Annotated in this window: 21 protein-coding genes; 10 read left to right on the top strand and 11 right to left on the bottom strand. The window is 31.2% G+C overall.

The features are described from left to right. Positions 1 to 26 precede the first annotated feature (26 nt). Positions 27 to 599, bottom strand: coding sequence for a sugar O-acetyltransferase (locus tag A8975_RS09825; protein WP_134200178.1), 573 nt, complete (start codon positions 597 to 599; stop codon positions 27 to 29). Positions 600 to 902: 303 nt separating this feature from the next. Here A8975_RS09825 and nhaA point away from each other — a divergent pair, with 303 nt between their 5' ends. From nhaA to A8975_RS09785, 9 genes are all read left to right on the top strand, one after another. Continuing rightward, positions 903 to 2207: a Na+/H+ antiporter NhaA gene (gene nhaA, locus A8975_RS09820; RefSeq protein ID WP_134200176.1), complete on the top strand. Its 1305-nt coding sequence runs from the start codon at positions 903 to 905 to the stop codon at positions 2205 to 2207. A gap of 63 nt (positions 2208 to 2270) precedes the next feature. After that, positions 2271 to 3365 carry a sensor histidine kinase gene (locus A8975_RS09815; protein ID WP_134200174.1) on the top strand — a complete coding sequence of 365 codons (1095 nt, stop codon included), beginning with the start codon at positions 2271 to 2273 and terminating at the stop codon, positions 3363 to 3365. Between the two features lie 7 nt (positions 3366 to 3372). Beyond that, entirely contained in the window at positions 3373 to 4698 is a 1326-nt protein-coding gene (locus A8975_RS09810; protein ID WP_134200172.1) for a sigma-54-dependent transcriptional regulator, read from the top strand. Between the two features lie 188 nt (positions 4699 to 4886). Further along, positions 4887 to 5063, top strand: a complete 177-nt coding sequence (locus tag A8975_RS14565) for a hypothetical protein (protein ID WP_166667467.1) — start codon at positions 4887 to 4889, stop codon at positions 5061 to 5063. Between the two features lie 195 nt (positions 5064 to 5258). Then, the gene (locus tag A8975_RS09805) at positions 5259 to 6563 is read left to right on the top strand and encodes a Glu/Leu/Phe/Val family dehydrogenase (RefSeq protein WP_134200170.1); all 1305 of its coding nucleotides are present in this window, start codon (positions 5259 to 5261) and stop codon (positions 6561 to 6563) included. A 22-nt stretch (positions 6564 to 6585) separates the two neighbouring features. Beyond that, the gene (locus A8975_RS09800; protein WP_129760651.1) at positions 6586 to 7005 is read left to right on the top strand and encodes a GreA/GreB family elongation factor; all 420 of its coding nucleotides are present in this window, start codon (positions 6586 to 6588) and stop codon (positions 7003 to 7005) included. Between the two features lie 8 nt (positions 7006 to 7013). Beyond that, positions 7014 to 7433, top strand: a complete 420-nt coding sequence (locus A8975_RS09795) for a hypothetical protein (protein WP_129760652.1) — start codon at positions 7014 to 7016, stop codon at positions 7431 to 7433. Between the two features lie 16 nt (positions 7434 to 7449). After that, on the top strand, positions 7450 to 7836 hold the full coding sequence (locus A8975_RS09790) for a hypothetical protein (protein WP_131507484.1): 387 nt from the start codon (positions 7450 to 7452) through the stop codon (positions 7834 to 7836). 150 nt (positions 7837 to 7986) lie between these two features. Then, positions 7987 to 8817, top strand: coding sequence for a universal stress protein (locus A8975_RS09785; protein ID WP_131507482.1), 831 nt, complete (start codon positions 7987 to 7989; stop codon positions 8815 to 8817). 20 nt (positions 8818 to 8837) lie between these two features. Here A8975_RS09785 and A8975_RS09780 read toward each other — a convergent pair whose 3' ends face one another. The 10 genes from A8975_RS09780 to A8975_RS09735 all read right to left on the bottom strand — a co-directional run bounded on the left by A8975_RS09780 (position 8838) and on the right by A8975_RS09735 (position 15593). Next, a complete protein-coding gene (locus A8975_RS09780; protein WP_131507480.1) occupies positions 8838 to 9227 on the bottom strand; it encodes a DUF6122 family protein in 390 nt (129 codons plus the stop codon). A gap of 95 nt (positions 9228 to 9322) precedes the next feature. Then, positions 9323 to 10162, bottom strand: coding sequence for an NmrA family NAD(P)-binding protein (locus A8975_RS09775; protein WP_131507478.1), 840 nt, complete (start codon positions 10160 to 10162; stop codon positions 9323 to 9325). Positions 10163 to 10174: 12 nt separating this feature from the next. Beyond that, complete coding sequence (locus A8975_RS09770; RefSeq protein ID WP_131507476.1) at positions 10175 to 10660, bottom strand: DUF1772 domain-containing protein; 486 nt, start codon at positions 10658 to 10660, stop codon at positions 10175 to 10177. After that, positions 10657 to 11049 (bottom strand): DUF5367 family protein, encoded by a 393-nt coding sequence (locus tag A8975_RS09765; RefSeq protein ID WP_134200168.1) that lies wholly within the window; start codon positions 11047 to 11049, stop codon positions 10657 to 10659. Before A8975_RS09765 ends, A8975_RS09770 begins: the two co-directional genes overlap by 4 nt. A 91-nt stretch (positions 11050 to 11140) precedes the next feature. Further along, positions 11141 to 11992, bottom strand: a complete 852-nt coding sequence (locus A8975_RS09760) for a helix-turn-helix domain-containing protein (protein ID WP_134200166.1) — start codon at positions 11990 to 11992, stop codon at positions 11141 to 11143. Positions 11993 to 12072: 80 nt separating this feature from the next. Further along, on the bottom strand, positions 12073 to 12960 hold the full coding sequence (locus A8975_RS09755) for a helix-turn-helix domain-containing protein (RefSeq protein WP_134200164.1): 888 nt from the start codon (positions 12958 to 12960) through the stop codon (positions 12073 to 12075). Positions 12961 to 12975: 15 nt separating this feature from the next. Beyond that, complete coding sequence (locus tag A8975_RS09750) at positions 12976 to 14004, bottom strand: hypothetical protein (protein WP_134200162.1); 1029 nt, start codon at positions 14002 to 14004, stop codon at positions 12976 to 12978. Positions 14005 to 14025: 21 nt separating this feature from the next. Continuing rightward, entirely contained in the window at positions 14026 to 14481 is a 456-nt protein-coding gene (locus A8975_RS09745) for a nuclear transport factor 2 family protein (RefSeq protein WP_243832971.1), read from the bottom strand. A gap of 48 nt (positions 14482 to 14529) precedes the next feature. Beyond that, entirely contained in the window at positions 14530 to 14979 is a 450-nt protein-coding gene (locus tag A8975_RS09740) for a hypothetical protein (protein WP_208325370.1), read from the bottom strand. 68 nt (positions 14980 to 15047) lie between these two features. Further along, on the bottom strand, positions 15048 to 15593 hold the full coding sequence (locus A8975_RS09735) for a carboxymuconolactone decarboxylase family protein (protein WP_131507464.1): 546 nt from the start codon (positions 15591 to 15593) through the stop codon (positions 15048 to 15050). A gap of 348 nt (positions 15594 to 15941) precedes the next feature. On the opposite strand from A8975_RS09735, the gene A8975_RS09730 reads away from it, so the two are divergent. After that, entirely contained in the window at positions 15942 to 19496 is a 3555-nt protein-coding gene (locus A8975_RS09730; RefSeq protein WP_134200160.1) for a PAS domain S-box protein, read from the top strand. The last annotated feature ends 80 nt before the right edge of the window (positions 19497 to 19576 follow it).

The following is a 19576-nucleotide window of genomic DNA, read 5'->3' as shown; positions in this document are numbered from 1 at the left end:
ATTTTATTATAGATTGTATGTAACTGCTATAGTTGCTTAACAATTTTACAAGGGTTTCCAAAAGCTAATACGTTATCAGGAATATCTTTAGTAACAACACTACCAGCTCCAATGGTTACATTATTGCCTATGGTTACTCCAGGAAAAATTACTGAGTTTCCACCAATCCATACATTATCTCCAATGGTTACAGGTTTAGTAGAGGTAAGGTAACGAGAATTATCTTCAGTTTCAATTATACGATCAGAAGCTTTTAAAGGGTGTGTAGCTGTGTATATTTGAACATAAGGTGCAATCAAACCGTTTTTACCAATAGAAATTTTGTTGTTATCTAAAAACATACAGTTGGTGTTTACAAATGTGTTTTTTCCTATTGAAATATTAGCACCATAATCACAAAAAAAAGGAGTTTCAATCCAAACGTTTGCACCTTTAAACTGAAAAAGCATGTCTAAAATAGTATTGCGTTCATCAAGTAATTTAGAGTCTAGATTATTGTATGCTTTTAATAATTTTCGGGCATTGTGATACATTTCTATTAATTCAGGATCTCTAGAGTTGTAAAAATCTCCATTCAGCATTTTTTCTTTTTCAGTCACGAGTTTATTGGTGTTTTTTTATGATTTCTAAAAAATTATGGAATAAAGATACAGCTTTTGGCATTTTACTTAAAGAGCTGTGAGGATAATTATAGTCAACAAATTTTAAGGTTCTACTGAGTGAAATTTACTCTAGCGGGTAAAATTTACCCAGTGCGATTTAGTTGAGCTAAAAAGTTTTTGTAAAGAACCACTTAAGTTTAAAGTATTTGACGATAAGCGTTCAGTTTTTAACGCGAATTTGGTATATTATCTGTGATAAAAAGAGAATTAAAATTTAATCGTTTATAAATATAATTGCCTATGCTTAAAAGAGTATTTCTTTCACCATTTCAAAAATTCATAAAAATTGAAGGATTGAGTGGTATTTTATTGTTATTAACTACTGTAATCGCTTTGGTTTGGGCCAATTCGGGTTATGGTGATTTGTATAAGTCAATTTGGGAGTATAAAATTGGAATTGCTTCTGAAAATTTTGAGCTTAAAAAACCATTGTTACTTTGGATTAATGATGGGTTAATGGCAATATTCTTTTTCCTTATTGGGTTAGAAATAAAACGAGAAGTATTAATAGGCGAGCTAAACTCATTTAAAAAGCTAGCTTTTCCTTTGTTTGGAGCTTTAGGAGGTGCAATAATACCAGTAGCGTTATTTGTGCTGCTTAATAATAACCCTGAAACATTTTCAGGTTGGGGAATACCTATGGCTACTGATATTGCATTTTCTTTAGCAGTATTAAATGCTTTAGGTAAACGAGTTCCTTTAAGTTTAAAAGTGTTTTTAATAGCATTTGCTATTGTTGACGATATTGAAGCTGTTTTGGTAATTGCCATTTTTTACAGTGGTACTATTAATACTGTGTTATTGTTAATAGGGTTAGCCTTACTTGGTTTTTTATATATACTGTCTTTTAGAGGGTTTTACTCTAGGTTTGTAACCTTTTTTACAGGTGTTATTATATGGTTATTGTTTTTAAAATCGGGAGTGCATCCTACAGTAGCAGGTATTTTATTAGCATTTTCAATTCCTATAAGACAAAAGATTGATACATCAACGTTTTTAACTCAGTTGGAAACTATTTTCAATGACATAAAATCAGCAAGTGTTTTACAAAAACCTATTCTATCAAAAGAACAAATTGAACACATGGATGATTTAGAAGATTGGTCGAGCAAATTTCAGTCTCCTTTACAGCATTTAGAACATAATCTTCATGGTTGGGTAGCGTATTTTATCATTCCGCTATTTGCACTTGCTAATGCTGGTGTGGTTATAAATAGTTCAGTCGAGCTTGATGTTCCTTTAATTGTAAATATTGTATTGTGTTTGGTACTTGGTAAAGGTTTTGGAATTCCGCTTGTTGTGTTTTTAGCTCAAAAACTTAACTTTATACAAATTCCAAATGATATCACTACAAGACATATTTTTGGTGTGTCTTTTATAGCAGGAATAGGGTTTACTATGGCTATTTTTATTGCTAGTTTAGCATTTGCTTCAACACCAGAGTTTATTTCGTCTGCTAAAATTGGGATACTTATAGGCTCTTTAATTTCAGCTGTTTTAGGATATCTTATTTTAAGAAAACAAACAGTTAAATCTTCAAATTGAGTAAATTTGTTTGTGTAATAAGAGGTTGAATTTAGAAGGATATAAAAATAGAAGTAGCGTATGATGAATGAAACAGAATCAGCCTTAAAAGAGCGAATAAAAGAATTAACTTGCCTATATGAGGTGTCTTCAATTATAGCAAATTCAGATTATGAATTGGTTGAAGATACCTTAAAAGCCATAGCGTTTAGTTTAAAAAAAGCGTTTCAATACCCTAAAAAAACTAATGTTTTAATTGATTGCGAGTCTATAAAAATCGCAACAAATGATTTTCTTGATAAAGATTTAAAGATAAGCTCAACTATCAATATTTTTAATACTGAAAGAGGGAAGCTAGAGGTTTATTTAGAGAAGTCTAAAGCACAACACATTAATTTTTTAAGAGAAGAAAAGCAACTATTAGACAGTGTGGCTTTAAAAATAGGAAGCCTTTTGGAGCGTATAGAAATTCAAAAAAATGAGATTTCATTAAAGCGCCAAATGGAGCATGCTGACCGTTTAAATATTTTAGGAAAAATAACCGCAGGAATATCACATGAACTCAATACACCTTTAGCTAACATTCTAGGATTTGGTGAGTTACTTAGAGAAGATTTAAAGTCTAATAAAAAAGCGGTTTCCGACTTAGATAAAATAATTCAAAATGCTATTTTTTCGAGAGAAGTAGTTAAAAAGCTAATGTTTTTTGCATGCGAAATGCCTCAGGAAATGAAACTGATAGATTTAATTCCAAGTATTCATAATGCCATTAAACTTTTAGACGCAACTTTTAAAAAAGAACAAGTTAATTATGAATTGAAAATTTTTGAAGACGAACTGTTTTTGCGTGCAGACCAAATTCAAATGACTCAAATCCTTTTCAACTTATTAATTAATGCTATTTATTTTTCACCAAAAAATAGCATGATAACGATAGAAGCTTACAGTACAAAAAGCGATATAGTTTTAAAAATTTCTGACCAAGGTATCGGGTTTAAAAAAACCGATTTAGATAGAGTCTTTCAGCCTTTTTTTACGACCAAACCTCATGGAGAAGGAACAGGTTTAGGGCTAAGTGTTGTGCATGGTATTGTTGCGTCTCATAAAGGTTCTATAGTAGCTAAAAACAATCCAGATAAAGGTGCATTATTCATTATAAAATTGCCTATAAACAAGTAGCAGTATTATGAAATTAAGAAAGGAAAATATACTTATAGTTGATGATGATATTCATATTTTAGAATTATTACAACGACATTTACAATCTTGGAATTATCATGTCTTTAAGGCTGTGTCTGTAAAAGAAGCTGTAATGATTTTGAGAGATACACATATACATTTATTAATTACAGATTTAAAAATGCCTGAGGTTGATGGTTTTGAGCTTATTAAGTTTGCTTCAGAGCATTACCCTAAAATGCCAGCATTGGTAATAACAGGTTATCCTTCGGTACAAGGGTCGTTGCAAGCTATAAAATCTGGTGTTGTAGATTATCTTACTAAACCATTTACAAAAGAAGAATTAAAAGAAGCTTTACAAAAAGCGATAGGGATTTCTGAAACCACTGCAGACGAAAAAAACACAATCACTACAGAGCAAAAAGCTTATGGAGATATTATAGGAAATTCTGAAAGCATAAAAACTGTTTTTGAAATTATTGATCGTGTTAAAAACAATAAAGCAACAATCTATATACAAGGAGAAAGTGGAACAGGTAAAGAGCTTGTTGCAAGAGCTATTCACTATCAAGGGAAATTCTCAAGAGCACCTTTTGTAGCAGTAAACTGTGGTGCTATTCCTGAAAATCTTTTGGAAGCCGAGTTATTTGGTTATGTAAAAGGTGCGTTTACTGGAGCAGAAACTAACAAAGACGGGTTTTTTCAAGCAGCCCATGGAGGTACAATTTTTTTAGATGAAATAGGTAACGCTTCATTGGCAGTTCAGTCTAGATTACTACGCGTACTTCAAGAAAAAGAAGTAATTAAAGTAGGAACAACTAAAGCCGAAAAAATAGATGTGCGTATTATAGCTGCTACAAATAATGATTTGTTGAGTATGATAAAAAATCAAACCTTTAGAGAAGATTTGTTTTATCGATTATCAGTAGTAGAAATAAGTATTCCTCCTCTAAGAAACCGTAAAGATGACATTGGTTTATTGGTAGATAAGTTTCTTTTAAAATATGGTATTGAATATAAAGATCGGTTTTTAAAAATAACTCCAGAAGCACTACAAATACTAAAACGATACGATTGGCCAGGAAATATTAGAGAGTTAGAAAACATTGTTCAACGAGCAGTAATTATGAGTGACAAAATAATTGATGTTGAACATATTCCTGAGCGGTTAAAATATACAATTGACACGCCAACTGATGAGCTTGTACCACTTCGTGTTATGGAGAAAAAATACATAGAAAAAGTGCTAAGAGCTACAGGAAACAATAAAACTAAAGCAGCAGAGATTCTTCAAATAGATAGAAAAACTATCCGACAAAAACTTATGGATTAAAATTTAGCTGATACGTTTTTACACATTAGGGGAAATAAGTACCAGTGTAAAAAAGTGAAAAGCAATTTTTAAAACCTCAAAACACCTTATAAATAAAGGGTTTTGAGGTTTTTTCATATGCCTATGCAATTCGTTTGGCACATGCATTGCCTATAGTGGTACATAATAAATACTAAATCATTTTTTATATGAATCACATTAATATTTGTCCAAGTTGTTTACACATGTCTAGTTGTGTTTTAACAACTCAAAAGGATAAGGTATGGTCTTGTAGTGAGTATGATGAAAAAGGTTTTGAAGAAAACCATTTACCAGAGAACCAAGTTTTAAATAAGACAGTAAAACTCGAAACAGAATTAGTTTAATTTTTTTAAAAAGAAAGAGAAGATGAACTTAAATACATTAATAGCAACTGTTATTCCAAAGCAAGCAATAAGCAGTAAAAAAGCCTCCAGAATTAACAAGTATTTAAACGAGAAATATCACGAAAGAAGCATAAGCAACAGATATTTTAAATAACAATTAAAAAAATAAATTCAATAAAAGAAGTAGCAAAAAGAATGACAACATTAACAAAAGAAATAAAAAAAGAAGAAAAGAAAGTGCCTGTAAGAGGCATGATGGATAATGTTATGGAGCAGTTTGAAAGTGCTGCAAACCAAATAAAACTACATCCTAATATCAAAAAAATATTAAGCATTACCAATAACGAAATTATTGTGAATTTCCCTGTAAAGATGGATAATGGTGATGTTGAGGTTTTTACAGGTTACCGTGTGCAACACAATAATGCTTTAGGTCCATATAAAGGCGGACTTCGTTATCATCCAACAGTTGATATTGATGCAGCTAGAGCATTAGCAATGTGGATGACTTGGAAAACCTCTTTGGCAGGATTGCCTTATGGAGGAGGAAAAGGAGGTATTAAATTAGACCCTTCAAAATATTCCCAATCAGAACTAGAGCGTATTACAAGACGTTTTACTTATGCGTTAGCAGATAATATTGGTCCAGAACACGATATTCCAGCTCCAGATGTAAATACTAATAGTCAAACAATGGCGTGGATGGCTGACACGTACATGAGTACGCGTCCGCCAGCGCAACGATCGGCAAACCAGCATGTAGTAACAGGAAAACCAGCAGGTAGTGGTGGCTTAGAAGGACGTGACAGAGCAACTGGTTATGGAGTTTACCTTTCCATAAAGTTTTGGGCCGAAAAGAATGCTCAAGTATTAACCGATAAAAAATTTATTGTACAAGGCTTTGGCAATGTTGGTTATTGGGCAGCTTACTTTTTAGAGCAAGATGGTGCAAAATTAGTAGCAGTACAAGATGCAAACGGAAGTATACAAAATCCAAAAGGAATAAAGGTTGAAGACTTGTATAACTACAGTCAAATTAACGAAGGAAGTATCGTTAGTTTTCCTCAAGCTCAACCTGTAGATAACGATAAATTTTTTGGACTTGATTGCGACATCTGTATTCCTGCTGCATTAGGCAATCAGATTACCAAAGACAATGCTTCAAAAATTAAAGCACAGTTAATTGCTGAAGGAGCTAATGGACCAACTAATGTTGAAGGAGAGAAAATTCTTTTAAAAAGAGGTGTAACTATAATACCTGATATTTTATGTAATTCAGGTGGAGTAGTAGGAAGCTATTTTGAATGGTTGCAAAACCGAAACGGAGAATTGTGGCAACTTAATGAGGTTATGGCAAAACTTGATAAGAAGCTTAAAGAGTCGTTTGATAAGGTGTATGACTATTCAAGACAAGAAGGTATTGATATGCGTACAGCTGCTTACTGTATTGCTATTCAGCGTATAGAAAGAGCTTATGTTCAAAGAGGTATTTTTCCTTAATTAATTTTAAATAGAAAAGAAGATGAAATATGGAAGTCTAATACTAGAAAAAAAAGAGTATGTGTATTTAAAGCGCATACTCAACATATCAGGATATGCTGAAGATCACGAAACACAGAAGTGCTTAATGAGTTTTTCTGAAGAGTTAAAGACTGCTCATATTGTTGATCACGAATTAATGCCTACAGATATAGTAAGGTTTAACAGTATGGTTACTGTAGCTTTTAGTAATGACATACAAAGAACAATACAAGTAGTTACTCCAATAGAAAAAGACTTTAAGAGCAATAAAATTTCTGTTTTAACGCCTTTGGGTTCAGCGCTATTTGGTTATTCTGAAGGTGATACGGTTCTGTGGGATTTTCCAAATGGTAAGCAAGAAGTTAAGATTGTAAAAGTTGAACAAGAAGAGACACTTAGTGACGTAGGTACAGTAATTTAAGGTAAACTATGAAAAAAGTAGAAAACGAAATTTATAATCATGATACTGATGTTGATTTAACACACAAAATCAATAGTGTAGAATTAGATAACTGGATAGCTCATCTAGAATACATAAAAAAAGAGCTTGCTAATCTGGTGTCTATTTGTACACACAATATGGATGATAAAATAAATAATATAAACGTTTTAGCACATTTTAAGAAAAAACAAAAAGAAAACGATACACTTCTAAATGCTTTAGTGAAATACTCTGTATCACGAAGTCATATTGTTGAGTGTGAAGACACACAATGTGATATGGTATATATAACAGAACACGAAAGTTACCGAAGAAGTTACCTCTATCATTTAGATAAATATAGACGTTTAAAAGATGATTTTTTTAAAAAAGTGAAAGGCAAGTTTGCGCTTTTAAAAATGACTTAATTCCTCCGTTTGTTTAATGCAATTTCAACAAACAATAATAGATGCCTATAGAAGGCTTTGTATAAAAAAGGATATTAAAGAAATAGAGCAGTGGCTTGAAGTTTTAGAAAATAACAATGAAGATTTAACCTACTTAAATACTATAGGTACTCAATTAATAAAAAGCTTAGCTGTTGTAAATCATGTAAAGTCTATAAGGCGAAAAAATGTCTTAATGGTTGCTGCTTTGTGTAAATATGAGCAATCGTTAAAAACCGAGTTTGAATATGGTAAAGTGCCTTATGATGAAGTTAGAGTAAAACAGCATGAAAATAAAAGACAGCAATATCAACAATTGATAAAAGATTACAATGAGTTGAAAATAGCTATTTATAAAACATTGATAACCTATAGGAGAAGGTAAGTTAAAAAAGAAAAATACTTAGGCGGTTTTAACATCATTCATTAGTTAATAGTGAGTTATAGTGTTGTTAGTTTTGTTTTTATAACCGCAAAGAGATTGACTTTGCGGTTAGCCTAAGTATAAAGAGTAATATTTAAAACTGAAGAAAAGATGAAAAAAATTTTAATCCCAACTGATTTTTCGACTGCAAATGAAAAAGCTATTGACGCTATTTTAAAACTCTTTAAGCACGAAGTATGTGAATTTTATTTTTTACATGCCTACACATTTAGTGTTAATGGATTAGATGCTTTAGAATTGCTGCATGCCGATGAAGAGTGGTATGAAAGACCTAAACAAGAGTCTGAGAGTAAATTAGGCAAACTAATAGAACGTTGTATTTCTTTAAGTAAAGTAGAGTCTCATAATTTTCATGCAATAACTGAATGTTCTAGTTTAGTTAATGCTGTAAAAAAACATCAAGCTCATTTGGGTGTCGACTTAGTTTTATTAACCAGTGGAGGAAACAAAAAAGTAGAAAAAACTAATGATGAAATTTTAAACAGTGTTAGAGATTGTCCAATTTTAATAATTCCTTCAAATGTTAAGTTAGGCAAACGCTTAAGTTTAACCATAGCTTCAAATTTTAAGCAAAAACTAAACAATGAGCAACTTGATCAATTTAGAAAAAGCCTTGGAGGTTTAGAAGTTGAAATAGGAATACTGGTTTTAGAAGAAGAACATAAACTTTCAGAGCAAATCAAGGATAACTTAGAAGCCTTTATGCTGTATTTAAGTAAATTTCAAAATGCACATGTTGATTTAAAATATGCTAAAACTAATAATCAGCTTAAGGCTTATGCACAATCTCATCGCAATGAAATAATGTGTGTTGTAGATAAAAAACCAAACTTTTTTAGAAAAATAGGTCTTTTTAAGTCTGATGTTATTTTAAAACTAAAACAGTTAAATACAAACACAGTATTAACATTGCATCAGTAATTTTATAACAATCTTGTTTTTCAGTTTAATCCAATTATTTTAGATATACCCTCAATAAGTTTAATAGCTGGAGCATTATTTAAACAAGATTTGCAGCTACTATAAGTAAAGACACAATCAATCAAGTCAGTTATTAAATGCAGCAGTAAACCAATGCCTATAATATTTAGTGGTTTTTTAAGAAACAGCAATACAAAGTAACCAATAGCGGCATAGTAGGTGTGTAGTGGATGAAAATTAATACTACATCTATTGTGTTGAAATATTGGGTTTGCAAAAAGATGATCTAAATCAATAAGCATTGTCGCTAATAAAATAAAGTATACTCTTTTCCAGTCTTTCCTAAAGAATATAAAGGCTATTAAAAACGGAAACACTAAGTGTAAAAAGTAATGTGTAAAGTGTTGCATATTTTTGCGCTAGCTCATTAAAGCGTTTTAGCTTTTAGTGTGAGTTATAAAAGCAAAGATAGTGTAATAAAGAGTATACCTTTTTTTGAAAAAAATTATTTGATAATTTCAGCAGTACTCCAAACTTCGGTTTCAGCAGTTTCTCTAGCGTATTCCAAAAATGTTCTAGCTTTTCTACCTAATACTTGTTCTATATCATTGCTAATTTTTTGATTATTTGGATTAGTAAGTACATTACTAAATAAATACTCTATTAGCCAAATTACATCTTCAGGTAACTGCATTTGCCTCATGCCTTCAATATACTGTTCTAAAGTTATCTCATGAAAGTTTAAATTTCTATTTGTAACTGTAGAGATTGTGTGAATAATGTCTTTAAAAGTAATTAGTTCAGGACCTGTTACTTCAATTGTTTTTCCATTGTAATCATTATCTAATAGTACTGTTGCTGCTACTTCAGCAATATCGTTAGCATCTACAAACGGAATTAAAACATTAGACATTGGTAGAGCCACTTCTCCTGAAAGTATTGGGTCTAAAAAGAAGCTTTCGCTCCAATTTTGGTTAAACCAAGATGCTCTTACAATGGTATAATCTACACCAGAATTCTTTACAATGGCTTCGCAAGCTTCAGCTTCAACTTCGCCTTTTCCTGAAAGCAAAACAATTTTTTTTACACCAAGTTCTTTAGCTAAATAAGTTAAACTTTCTATTGCTTCTTTAGCTCCTGGTACTGCTAAATCAGGGTAATAGGTGATATACATTTTTTCAATGCCTTTTAAGGATTCAATCCAAGTGTTTTTATCGTCCCAATCAAAGCTTGGTGTTGCTTGTCTTGATCCAATTCTAGGTTGTATACCTTTCTTTTGTAATTGCTCTACTACTCGACGACCAGTTTTCCCTGTTCCTCCGATAATTAAAATGTTACTGTTCATAATTTGATTGATTTAAAATAGTTTTTGAATAAAAATTGAAATGAGTAAAAGAATAAATGAAATCATATTTGATAGGGTTCTTATGTTATGATATTGGTTCCAGTTACTTTCGTAATAGTCTCTGAAGTTTTTTAATTCGTTTATATTTAATGCTTTGATGTCTAATGCATCTAATTCATTGTTTAAGGGCACATTTCCAAATGCAGTAACACCAAAAGTGCCTATGAGATATATAATTGCAGAAGTTAATAAGAGCCAAAACATTAGTTTATTATTGTTTTGTAGAGCTGCATTTAAAATTAAAGTGATTAAGCTCCCGAAAAAAACGATAAAAAATACAGGATTAAGAATTTCTTTATTAATGCTTTGCATAGTTTCTAGATAAGTAAGGTCACCAACTTTTTTTGTTCCTAAAATCACCGAAACTGACCAAGCAAAGAAGAATCCAACAGAAAGTGCATTTAGTAAAACTGTGATAAAAAATATTGAAGTTTTCATGATGTTTTGTTTTTAGTTAAATGACTCCCGAAATAGAATACTATAAAGTAAAGTTCAACTGCAATGGCATAAAATACAGGGTCTGAGAAAAAGCTAGAATAACTACCTTCTTCAGGAATTATAAAAACAGGAACAGTAATTAAAGCATCAAGTAAAACAGCAATAAGTACAAATATTAGTGCTAATGTTGAGGGCTTCATTTGTCCTTTTTTGTAAAACAAATAGGTTCCAAGACAAGCATTTGGTACAATTGACAATGCTAATATAATATTGGCTTGTCGCTCAGGGTTTTCTAAGATGTTGATGTAAAACGATGTCAAATAAAAGCTAACACCCAAAACCCATACTATAATGGCGCATATAATACTAAGTAACCGATTGCAAATCATAATTTTTGATTTTTTAATTATGATACAAATCTATAGCTGTTGTAAATCAGCTACTTATTTAAAAAGCATTAAGATTTATTCGAAAAGCATTTTAGACTTGGCTAGGTCTGTAGCCAAATTTTTTTTCAAAAGCATTTGAGAATGAGCCTAGGCTGTCATAACCTACAGCCCAAGCAGCTTCTTGGATGGTTGTGCGCTCTTTTTTTATGAGATTGTGTGCCTTATTTAAACGCTCATTTTGTAAGTACTTAAAAACAGGAACACCAAATTGGGCTTTAAATTCTTTTTTTAGAGTGTTAGTGTTGGTGCCTATTTTATGGGCAAGTTCGGTAAGTGAAGGTGGGTTTTCTAAATCAGATAATAGGAGTTCTTGCGCAAGATTAATTTTTTCAAGTTGTTCAACATTTATTTTTGTTGATTGTTGACTTGCTAATTGTCCGAAGTAATGTGAAAGTAAAGCCGTCATATGGCTTTTGTAAAACATCATTTTAATACCTCCTTCATAAGTGTTGCTAAAGAACTGTTCAACTAATAGAAACATTTCAGGGCTCATTTTAAAAACAGGACCTTCAACATAATGATCTTTTGGATGTACTAGTTGGTGTAAAAATTGTTCTAGAAATTGACCTTCACCATTAGGCAGCTTATCTAAATTTCTTAAACTCGTTGCTATCACCAAGCATTGTAATGGTTTTTGTGATGAAACTAGGTGCTCAAATTCTACTTTTTCATCAGCATAAAACGAAAGTACCATACCTTTTGTATGATGAAATGTTTTAGTTTTTTCGTTGTATTTTACGTTTAAACCAACATCGCCAGCACCATAAAAGGCTATAGCTATTACTGGTTCGTCAAAAAAGCAGGAATCAACTAAAGTAGTATTAGTTGAAGCTTCTTCTAATAAAATTGTGCAGTCGTTTATGTCTATTATTTCACGATTCATTAACTTTTCAAGGTTACCCAAACACCAATAGTAGTAATTGAAATAGTTTGAATGAATAAAGATACTATTTTTGAGTTATATTATTGTAAGGCTGATATTCTATCAAATCCTACAGTGTCTCTATACAATTGAGGAGATACTTCGGCATTTTTCTTAAAAAATCTACTAAAGTAATATTCATCATTATAACCTAATTCAAAAGCTATTTCTTTTACAGTTTTGTTGGTTAAATAGAGTTCTCGTTTGGCTTCTATAATTATACGCTCAGAAATTAAATCGGTTAGTGTTTTGTTAAAGTGGGCTTTGGTTAACTTGGTAAGAGCTTTGGGTGTTATTGCAAGCATATCAGCATATTCACTAGCAGAGTGCTTGGTTTTATAATGTGTTTCAATGTAGTTTTTTAAATTTTGAAGTATAAATGGTTCTTCTGTATCACTACGTTCTTTTTGTATTTCAGACTGTTGCTCGGTTTTTAACCTTGATGCAGTAATTAAAAAAATCTTTAAGTAAGAAACCAATAATTCATATTGTGCTAGAGCAGGATTTTGCATTTCAGTTTTAATTTGCTCTACTACCATATTAAAATTGGCTTGGGCTTTAGCATCTACATCTACAAAAGGAGGATTGTAAATATTATTGAACAATACACCATGACAAGCTACTTCTTTATGGTGTTTATGAATACAAAAAAAATCTGGATGAAAATTTATAACTAAACCACTCAAAGAACTTTCAGCTTCAAGTAAAAAAGGTTGATGAGGTGAAAACGACAATAACGTATTTGGCGTAAAATTATAAGTGTTAAAATCGGCTTTTATAATTCCGTTACCTTGTTGTATCCAAATAAGGAAGTAATAGTTGTGTTTGTCTATATGGTCAAAAGGATTGTTACGTTCAAAATAACATAGTTTGAATGCTAAATTACCTGTTTGTGGGTTTGTGAGCGTAAAGCTATCTCTTTGTTCCATAATCATTATTGCTTGTTAGTGTACTTTTAGAATTACTCTATCTATAATTTGTTTTGCTGTGCTAATGTGCGAAAGATCCTTGTAAAGGTTGCCATTTTTTCCTGAATGATGTCCATGACCTATAAGTTGCATTATTTTATACGTATTGTCTTTAATGTTGAGAGATGATGCCTCTGTAGCATAAATTAATGATGGTTGACCAACTTGACCAGAACCAGAATATATGTCATCATCAGGAAATTTATCTTTGGTGTAATAGTTATTCCAATCGTAAGATTGATTTACTTCTAGCATTACTTTATAGTGTTTTAAATCGTTCAAATCACTTTTAGATTTAATAATAAAATTCCCTGTAGGTGTTGCACCCGAAACAGCATCAATATCTGTAGCGTTATTAAGCGGCACATATAAACCATCTGATGCTTTTATACCTCTTTTATGAGACCAATATGGTAAAGCTTCAGGACGTCTTTTTACTGCAGATTGCCATTTACCGTCAACGTTTTTACCATAATCAAATGTACTTGATGCTATTACTCTAGAAATATAAAGCGTTTCTATATAATTACCAAGACTATCTTCTAACCATATAGCGAACAAAGGATATTGAAAAGCATTGCCTTTTTTTAATTCTATTTCAAAATTATGATGGCCATTAGCATTAGAGAGTTCTATGACTTCATACTCAAAAGGTGTTTCAACTTTCCCTAGTTTTTTATTTCTTAACTGATTACCAAAATTATAAACGCCATTTAATAAAGGTATATTAAAATATAGACCAAAAGCTAGAGCTACAATAATGCTAAAAATAAATGGCGCTTGAAGTTTTTGAAAACGTGGTTTTCTATTTCCCGTGATGTAGTTAAAGAGTGGTTTTTTGTTATTGATTATATGGAATACCATAGTTAATACAAACAAGAAACCAAAAACTGTATGCAAAGAAGCAAGACCTTTGCTAAATGGTATGATGTACATAGCTATACCTGAACCTAATAAAACAAGGAGTATAACAATTAATACATTTCCTAAAAGCCTTCTATTCATTGTGTTGTTGATTGTTAGGTTTTATAATCGTCTGTCGCTTTCTTCAATTTTTAAATCATTTATGCTTGCGTAACGCTTTTGCATAAGCCCATTTTCGTCAAATTCCCAAAGCTCATTTCCGTAGGCTCTATACCATTGGTCGTTATTATCTTGAAATTCATACTCAAACCTCACAGCCATTCTATTGTCTTTAAATCCCCAAAGCTCTTTTTTTAGTTTGTAGTGTCTTTCGTTATTCCATTTTTTGGTTAAAAATGCAATAATTTCAGTTCTTCCATTAATGAACTGAGTTCTATTTCTCCATTCAGAATCTATTGTATATGCTTTAGATACTTTTACTGGATCTTTAGAGTTCCAAGCATCTTCAGCCATTTGTACTTTTAATCTTGCCGTTTCTTCATTAAATGGAGGAATTGGGTGTTTTATTTCTGTATTCATTTTTAATGTGTTTTTGGTTGTGTTAACAACCTTCTTCATTTTGATTTTAGAATGAAAAAGGTTGTTTGTGTATTGGATTAATTATCATTAGGCTTTTATTGTGGCTTTACTACTTAGTTCTTGTTGTTGAAATTTATGAATAAAGAACCATAAAGGAACACCATATGCTAAGTGCCTTACCATTGAAACTATTGGTAGCATTGCTCCAGCTTCTAAACCAGCAACACCAGCACCTAAAAGAGGAAACATAAAAAACCAAACAAGTGCTATGGTTTCTGCAATTACAAAAATTTGAGCTCTTAGCCAATTAGGACCAATTAATGATGGTGCTATTCCTGCGTATAAAACAGCTAATAATATACCGTTTGAGTAATGACCAAATACACCATACGCTAAACCTAGTCCTGTTTTTTCTCCTATTATTCCTGCAATATCCCACCACGTTCCTGTGAATAAAAGACCTATCAAATCAAAAGCTAAAGTCCCTGTGATACCTGCTAAAATGGCATTTCGCCAATTAATACTATGTGTTTTCATTGTGTTTTGTTTTAATGAGTTATAAAGAGCCTCTTCAACAAGAAAAGACTCTGTTTTTTTAGAATGTTTTAAATACTTTCAGCAATAGGAAAGTCTACTGGCACTTTAGTTAGATTGTGTAAATAGTTCATTGCTGTTTTGTCACTTACTTGAAGAATAACATCCACAAGGTTTTCTTTTGTATAACCTTGAGCAAAGAAATCAGCAACATTTTCATTACTAGCTTTTCCTCTGTTTTCAGTGATATCAGCTGCTAATTTTACTAAAGCGTTTAGTTTAGCATTATCACTTGTTCCTTTTCTAATATCTAGTAATTGCTCGTCGCTAAATCCGTTCATTTTACCAAGTACTAAATGTGCACTTTGGCAATACACACATTCGTTTACCTGACTTACAATAAGGTTTACAGCTTCTTTTTCTTTGTTGTTTAAAGAGGTTTTAGCGTTTTGGTAGTCTAAAAAACGTTTCAAACCATTATCAGAATATGCTATTGTAGCATAAAGATTTGGAACAAAGCCTAGAGCTTTGTTTAAATTATCAAAAATTTCTTGATTGTTTTGAGATACTTCTTCTCGTGTAGGAACTTTAAATTCCGTTGCAGTTAAATTTTCCATTTTTTTATATTTTAAATTGTTTGTCATTATTGACACTGCAAATTTGAAGAAGAAAACAATGTGTTAAAATGGACAATTTTCGCCTATGAATGGATAATTTTCTTTTAAGATAATTTTAACTGTTGTGTTTTGATTAACAGTTCTTTACGTTTTTTTTTTAAGTTGCTAACTTATTGTTGGGTGGATTAAAAAAGACCTATAAAAATTTCTTTTGTCCTTTTATCGATTAAATTAGTTTTTTTATGATAAAAGAAGTACTTTAATTTTTAAATACTTTCTTATATAGTAAGCAGTATTTTTTCAGGTGTTAATTCAACAAAGCGCATTAGAGGGATTAAATATGTTTTTATGAGCAACACAAAGAAAAAATTACTTCTAGAGCTACAGAATTCCTATGGGTTTTCTGAAAATTTTATTGAATCCTTACAGGATGGACTTTTAATTACTGACACCCAAGGTGAAGTTTTAATGGTCAATGCTGCGGCTTGTAGTATAACAGGATTTAATAAAAACGAGTTACTAAATATTAAAACTCCATTTCCGTTTTGGCCAAAAAAATATATTAATGAGTTTAACCAGAGGTTTAAAGATTTTCAAGAGAATCATTTAAAACGTGAATTTGAAGCTGTTTATAAGCATAAAAAAGGAGAAGAATTTCCTGTTTTAGTTTTTTTGGCTGCCATAAAAAATACTAAGTCTAAAGTAATAGCTTATCTTAAATATTTTCAATCAATTTCTGATCTTGATAATGATATAGAGTCACTCGAGCTATCTAATAAAGACATTTTTTCGGTTTTAAATTATAGAAAAAGATATCTTAATTTACTGATTGAGAGAAACATTTCCTCACAACTCGAAAACACATTAAATAATATTTCTGATGGTTTGGTTTCTTTTGACACTAACCTTTGTTATACCTATATTAATAATAGAGCTGGTGAGATTTTAGGAAGATTACCTGAAGATTTATTAGGTAAACATGTATGGACTGAGTTTCCTGAAGCAGTAGGTCTACCAACTTACAATGCATTTAATAAGGCAATTGAAACAAGAGAAACCCAATATTTTGAGGACTATTATGAGCCTTTGAATAAATGGTTTGCCAATAAAGTGTATCCTCATGCTAATGGATTGACCTTATATTTTATAGATATTACTCCACAAAAAATAGCGGAACGTTTAATAGCCAAAAGTGAAAAATACTTAAACAATATTATTAATAAAATAGGAGACCCTGTTTTTGTTAAGGATGAGCATAGTAAAGTTATTTTAGCTAACGATGCATTTTGTAAAATGTTTGATTTACCTAGAGACTATATAATAGGAAAAACACTTGTAGAAGATGTTGAGCCTGAAGAGGCCGAATTAGCATTAAAAATAGATAGGCATGTTTTAAAGACAGGAGAAGAGAATGTTAATGAAGAAACCTTAACATTAAGAGGAGGAGAAACACAATATTTATCGACTAAAAAAACTCGCTTTTTAGATGAAGAAGGTAATAAGTTTCTTGTTGGAATTATTAGAGATGTTACCAAACAAAAAAAGGCTGAATTAGAAATAAAAGAAGCTAGAGACTATTCTGAATCTTTAATAGAATCAATGAACGAAGGGTTAATTGTGTTCAATATGGAAACCGAAATAACCAAAGTAAATCCTTCGTTTTGTAAGATGTCTGGTTTTACTGAAGAAGAGTTGATTGGTCAGCAATGTCCATATCCTTTTTCGCCACCAGAAATTGAAGATGAGTCCAACCTTCGTCACGAACAAATAGAAAGAGGAGAAGAACTAAATAATTTTGAAACTATATACATGCGTAAAGACGGAACCCGTTTTAATGTTGATGTAATGGTTTCTGGTATTGAAGACTCTGATGGAACTATAAAATCTTATTTTGGAACAATAATAGATACTACTGAACGAAAAAAAGCAGAACTAGATTTAAGAGCAGCCAAAGAGTTTACTAGTAACCTTGTTATGTCTATGCAAGAAGGTTTAATTATAACTAATCTTGAAGGGGAAGTTATAATGGTTAACGACTCAACTTGTAAAATTTTAGGATACTCCAAAGAAGAATTGGTTGGAATGCAATTACCTTACTCATTTACTAAAAAAGAGGATTACAATAAAATTCTTGTTGATAAAAAAAGAATAGAAGCAGGAGAGTCTCCATCACTTCAATATGAACTTATAAGAAAAAATGGAGAGCAGTTTTTAGCATCATTTTTAACAGGAGCTATTAAAAACGAAACTGGAGAAATTACAGCTTTATTTGGAACAATGAAAGATATTTCAGAGGAAGAAAAAGCTAAAAAAATATTAGAAGAACGTGCAATACAGTCTTCACAAAAAAAAGATGTAATTTTAAAATTAGCTGAACTTGTAGGACACGATTTTAAATCTTCATTAAAGACAATTACTAAACTATCTGCCGAAACATTAAATGTTTGTCGTGTAAGTGTTTGGAGTTTTAATGATAATAATAATGCGATACATTGTGAGCAATTATATGAATTAAAATCAAACTCTTATGAAAAAAACTTCACCATAAATTATGAGGACAACCCAAACTATTTTAAGGCTTTAGAAAGCAATAAATCTATTTTAGTGGTTGATGCCCAAAATGATAACATCACCAAGCAGTTTTCAGAAAACTACCTTAAACCTAATAAAATTAAATCGTTAATGGATGTGTTTATAAACAGCACAACTGGGTATTATGGTATAATTTGTTTTGAGCATGTTGGTGAGGAGACTAGAGATTGGACTATTGAAGAACAAGAGTTTGCAAGTTCTATAGCTAATGTGGTGTCCTTAATGGTAGAGAGTTATGAACGAAAAATAGCCGAAGAAACAATAGCGAAAACAAATACTCAACTTTTAGAGGCTAATAAACAGTTGAATGAATTAAAAAAGCAGTTAGAACAAGAGAACGTTTATTTAAGAAATGAGTTAGACCTTGTCTTCAATTATGAAGAAATGGTATATGGTAGTGTTGAGTTTAGTAATGTGTTGACAGAAGTAGAACGTGTTGCTCCAACAAATGCTACTGTATTGTTGTTAGGAGAATCTGGTACAGGTAAAGAGCTATTAGCGAGAGCAATTCACAATACAAGTAACCGAAATAATAAACCGTTAATAAAAGTAAACTGTTCAGCAATACCAAGGGAGTTGATTGAGAGCGAGTTGTTTGGACATAAAAAAGGGTCGTTTACAGGAGCGTTTAGTGATAAAGTTGGAAAATTTGAACTTGCTGATGGTGGAACGCTTTTTTTAGATGAAATAGGAGAACTTCCAATAGACATGCAACCTAAAATTTTAAGATTCTTACAAGAAGGCGAAATTGAGGTAGTAGGAGGAGTTGGCTTAAAAAAGCTAGATGTTAGAGTTATTGCAGCTACAAACAGAAATCTTAAAGAAGAAATTGAGAAAAAGCAATTTAGGGAAGACTTGTATTTTAGGCTTAACGTGTTCCCTATTAGTATTCCGCCATTGAGAGATCGTAAAGAGGATATTCCTCTATTGGTTGAGCATTTTGTAGATAAATTCAATAAAGCTTATGAAAAGCAAATAAAGTATATTTCTGATGAAGCTATGGCTCAAATGAAGACTTATAATTGGCCTGGGAATATTAGAGAGCTAGAAAACTTAATAGAAAGAGCTGTAATACTAACAAGCACAGAAACTTTAATGATACCAGGTTTTGAAACTTCAACGCAAAAATCAAAACAACGTATCAATAGTAAGGACTTATCTTTAAACTCTGTATTAAAAGCTCACATACTTGAAGTGTTAGAAAGTTGTAACTGGAAAATTAGTGGTCCAAAAAGCGCTTCAGATGTATTGGGACTAAAACCTAGTACCTTACGTGATAAAATGACCAAACTAGGAATACAAAAACCTTAACGTAATACTCACGGTATTCCGTGAGTGTCTTTTCTTCTTATAAAAAAAACACGGTATTCCGACACGTTTTAATTTCATTG

The organism is Meridianimaribacter flavus, from assembly GCF_004366715.1.
In the GTDB taxonomy this organism is placed as follows: domain Bacteria; phylum Bacteroidota; class Bacteroidia; order Flavobacteriales; family Flavobacteriaceae; genus Gaetbulibacter_B; species Gaetbulibacter_B jejuensis.
This window is presented reverse-complemented; position numbering and strand designations above follow the sequence as displayed.

Coding starts and splice junctions, on each gene's coding strand:
- nhaA (WP_134200176.1), top strand. CDS start 903: ATGCTTAAAAGAGTATTTCTTTCACCATTTCAAAAATTCATAAAAATT.
- A8975_RS09775 (WP_131507478.1), bottom strand. CDS start 10,162: ATGAACAGTAACATTTTAATTATCGGAGGAACAGGGAAAACTGGTCGT.
- A8975_RS09770 (WP_131507476.1), bottom strand. CDS start 10,660: ATGAAAACTTCAATATTTTTTATCACAGTTTTACTAAATGCACTTTCT.
- A8975_RS09730 (WP_134200160.1), top strand. CDS start 15,942: ATGAGCAACACAAAGAAAAAATTACTTCTAGAGCTACAGAATTCCTAT.
- A8975_RS09785 (WP_131507482.1), top strand. CDS start 7,987: ATGAAAAAAATTTTAATCCCAACTGATTTTTCGACTGCAAATGAAAAA.
- A8975_RS09750 (WP_134200162.1), bottom strand. CDS start 14,004: ATGAATAGAAGGCTTTTAGGAAATGTATTAATTGTTATACTCCTTGTT.
- A8975_RS09810 (WP_134200172.1), top strand. CDS start 3,373: ATGAAATTAAGAAAGGAAAATATACTTATAGTTGATGATGATATTCAT.
- A8975_RS09780 (WP_131507480.1), bottom strand. CDS start 9,227: ATGCAACACTTTACACATTACTTTTTACACTTAGTGTTTCCGTTTTTA.
- A8975_RS09735 (WP_131507464.1), bottom strand. CDS start 15,593: ATGGAAAATTTAACTGCAACGGAATTTAAAGTTCCTACACGAGAAGAA.
- A8975_RS09755 (WP_134200164.1), bottom strand. CDS start 12,960: ATGGAACAAAGAGATAGCTTTACGCTCACAAACCCACAAACAGGTAAT.
- A8975_RS09745 (WP_243832971.1), bottom strand. CDS start 14,481: ATGAAGAAGGTTGTTAACACAACCAAAAACACATTAAAAATGAATACA.
- A8975_RS09765 (WP_134200168.1), bottom strand. CDS start 11,049: ATGATTTGCAATCGGTTACTTAGTATTATATGCGCCATTATAGTATGG.
- A8975_RS09790 (WP_131507484.1), top strand. CDS start 7,450: ATGCAATTTCAACAAACAATAATAGATGCCTATAGAAGGCTTTGTATA.
- A8975_RS09740 (WP_208325370.1), bottom strand. CDS start 14,979: ATGAAAACACATAGTATTAATTGGCGAAATGCCATTTTAGCAGGTATC.
- A8975_RS09795 (WP_129760652.1), top strand. CDS start 7,014: ATGAAAAAAGTAGAAAACGAAATTTATAATCATGATACTGATGTTGAT.
- A8975_RS09800 (WP_129760651.1), top strand. CDS start 6,586: ATGAAATATGGAAGTCTAATACTAGAAAAAAAAGAGTATGTGTATTTA.
- A8975_RS09760 (WP_134200166.1), bottom strand. CDS start 11,992: ATGAATCGTGAAATAATAGACATAAACGACTGCACAATTTTATTAGAA.
- A8975_RS14565 (WP_166667467.1), top strand. CDS start 4,887: ATGAATCACATTAATATTTGTCCAAGTTGTTTACACATGTCTAGTTGT.
- A8975_RS09805 (WP_134200170.1), top strand. CDS start 5,259: ATGACAACATTAACAAAAGAAATAAAAAAAGAAGAAAAGAAAGTGCCT.
- A8975_RS09815 (WP_134200174.1), top strand. CDS start 2,271: ATGAATGAAACAGAATCAGCCTTAAAAGAGCGAATAAAAGAATTAACT.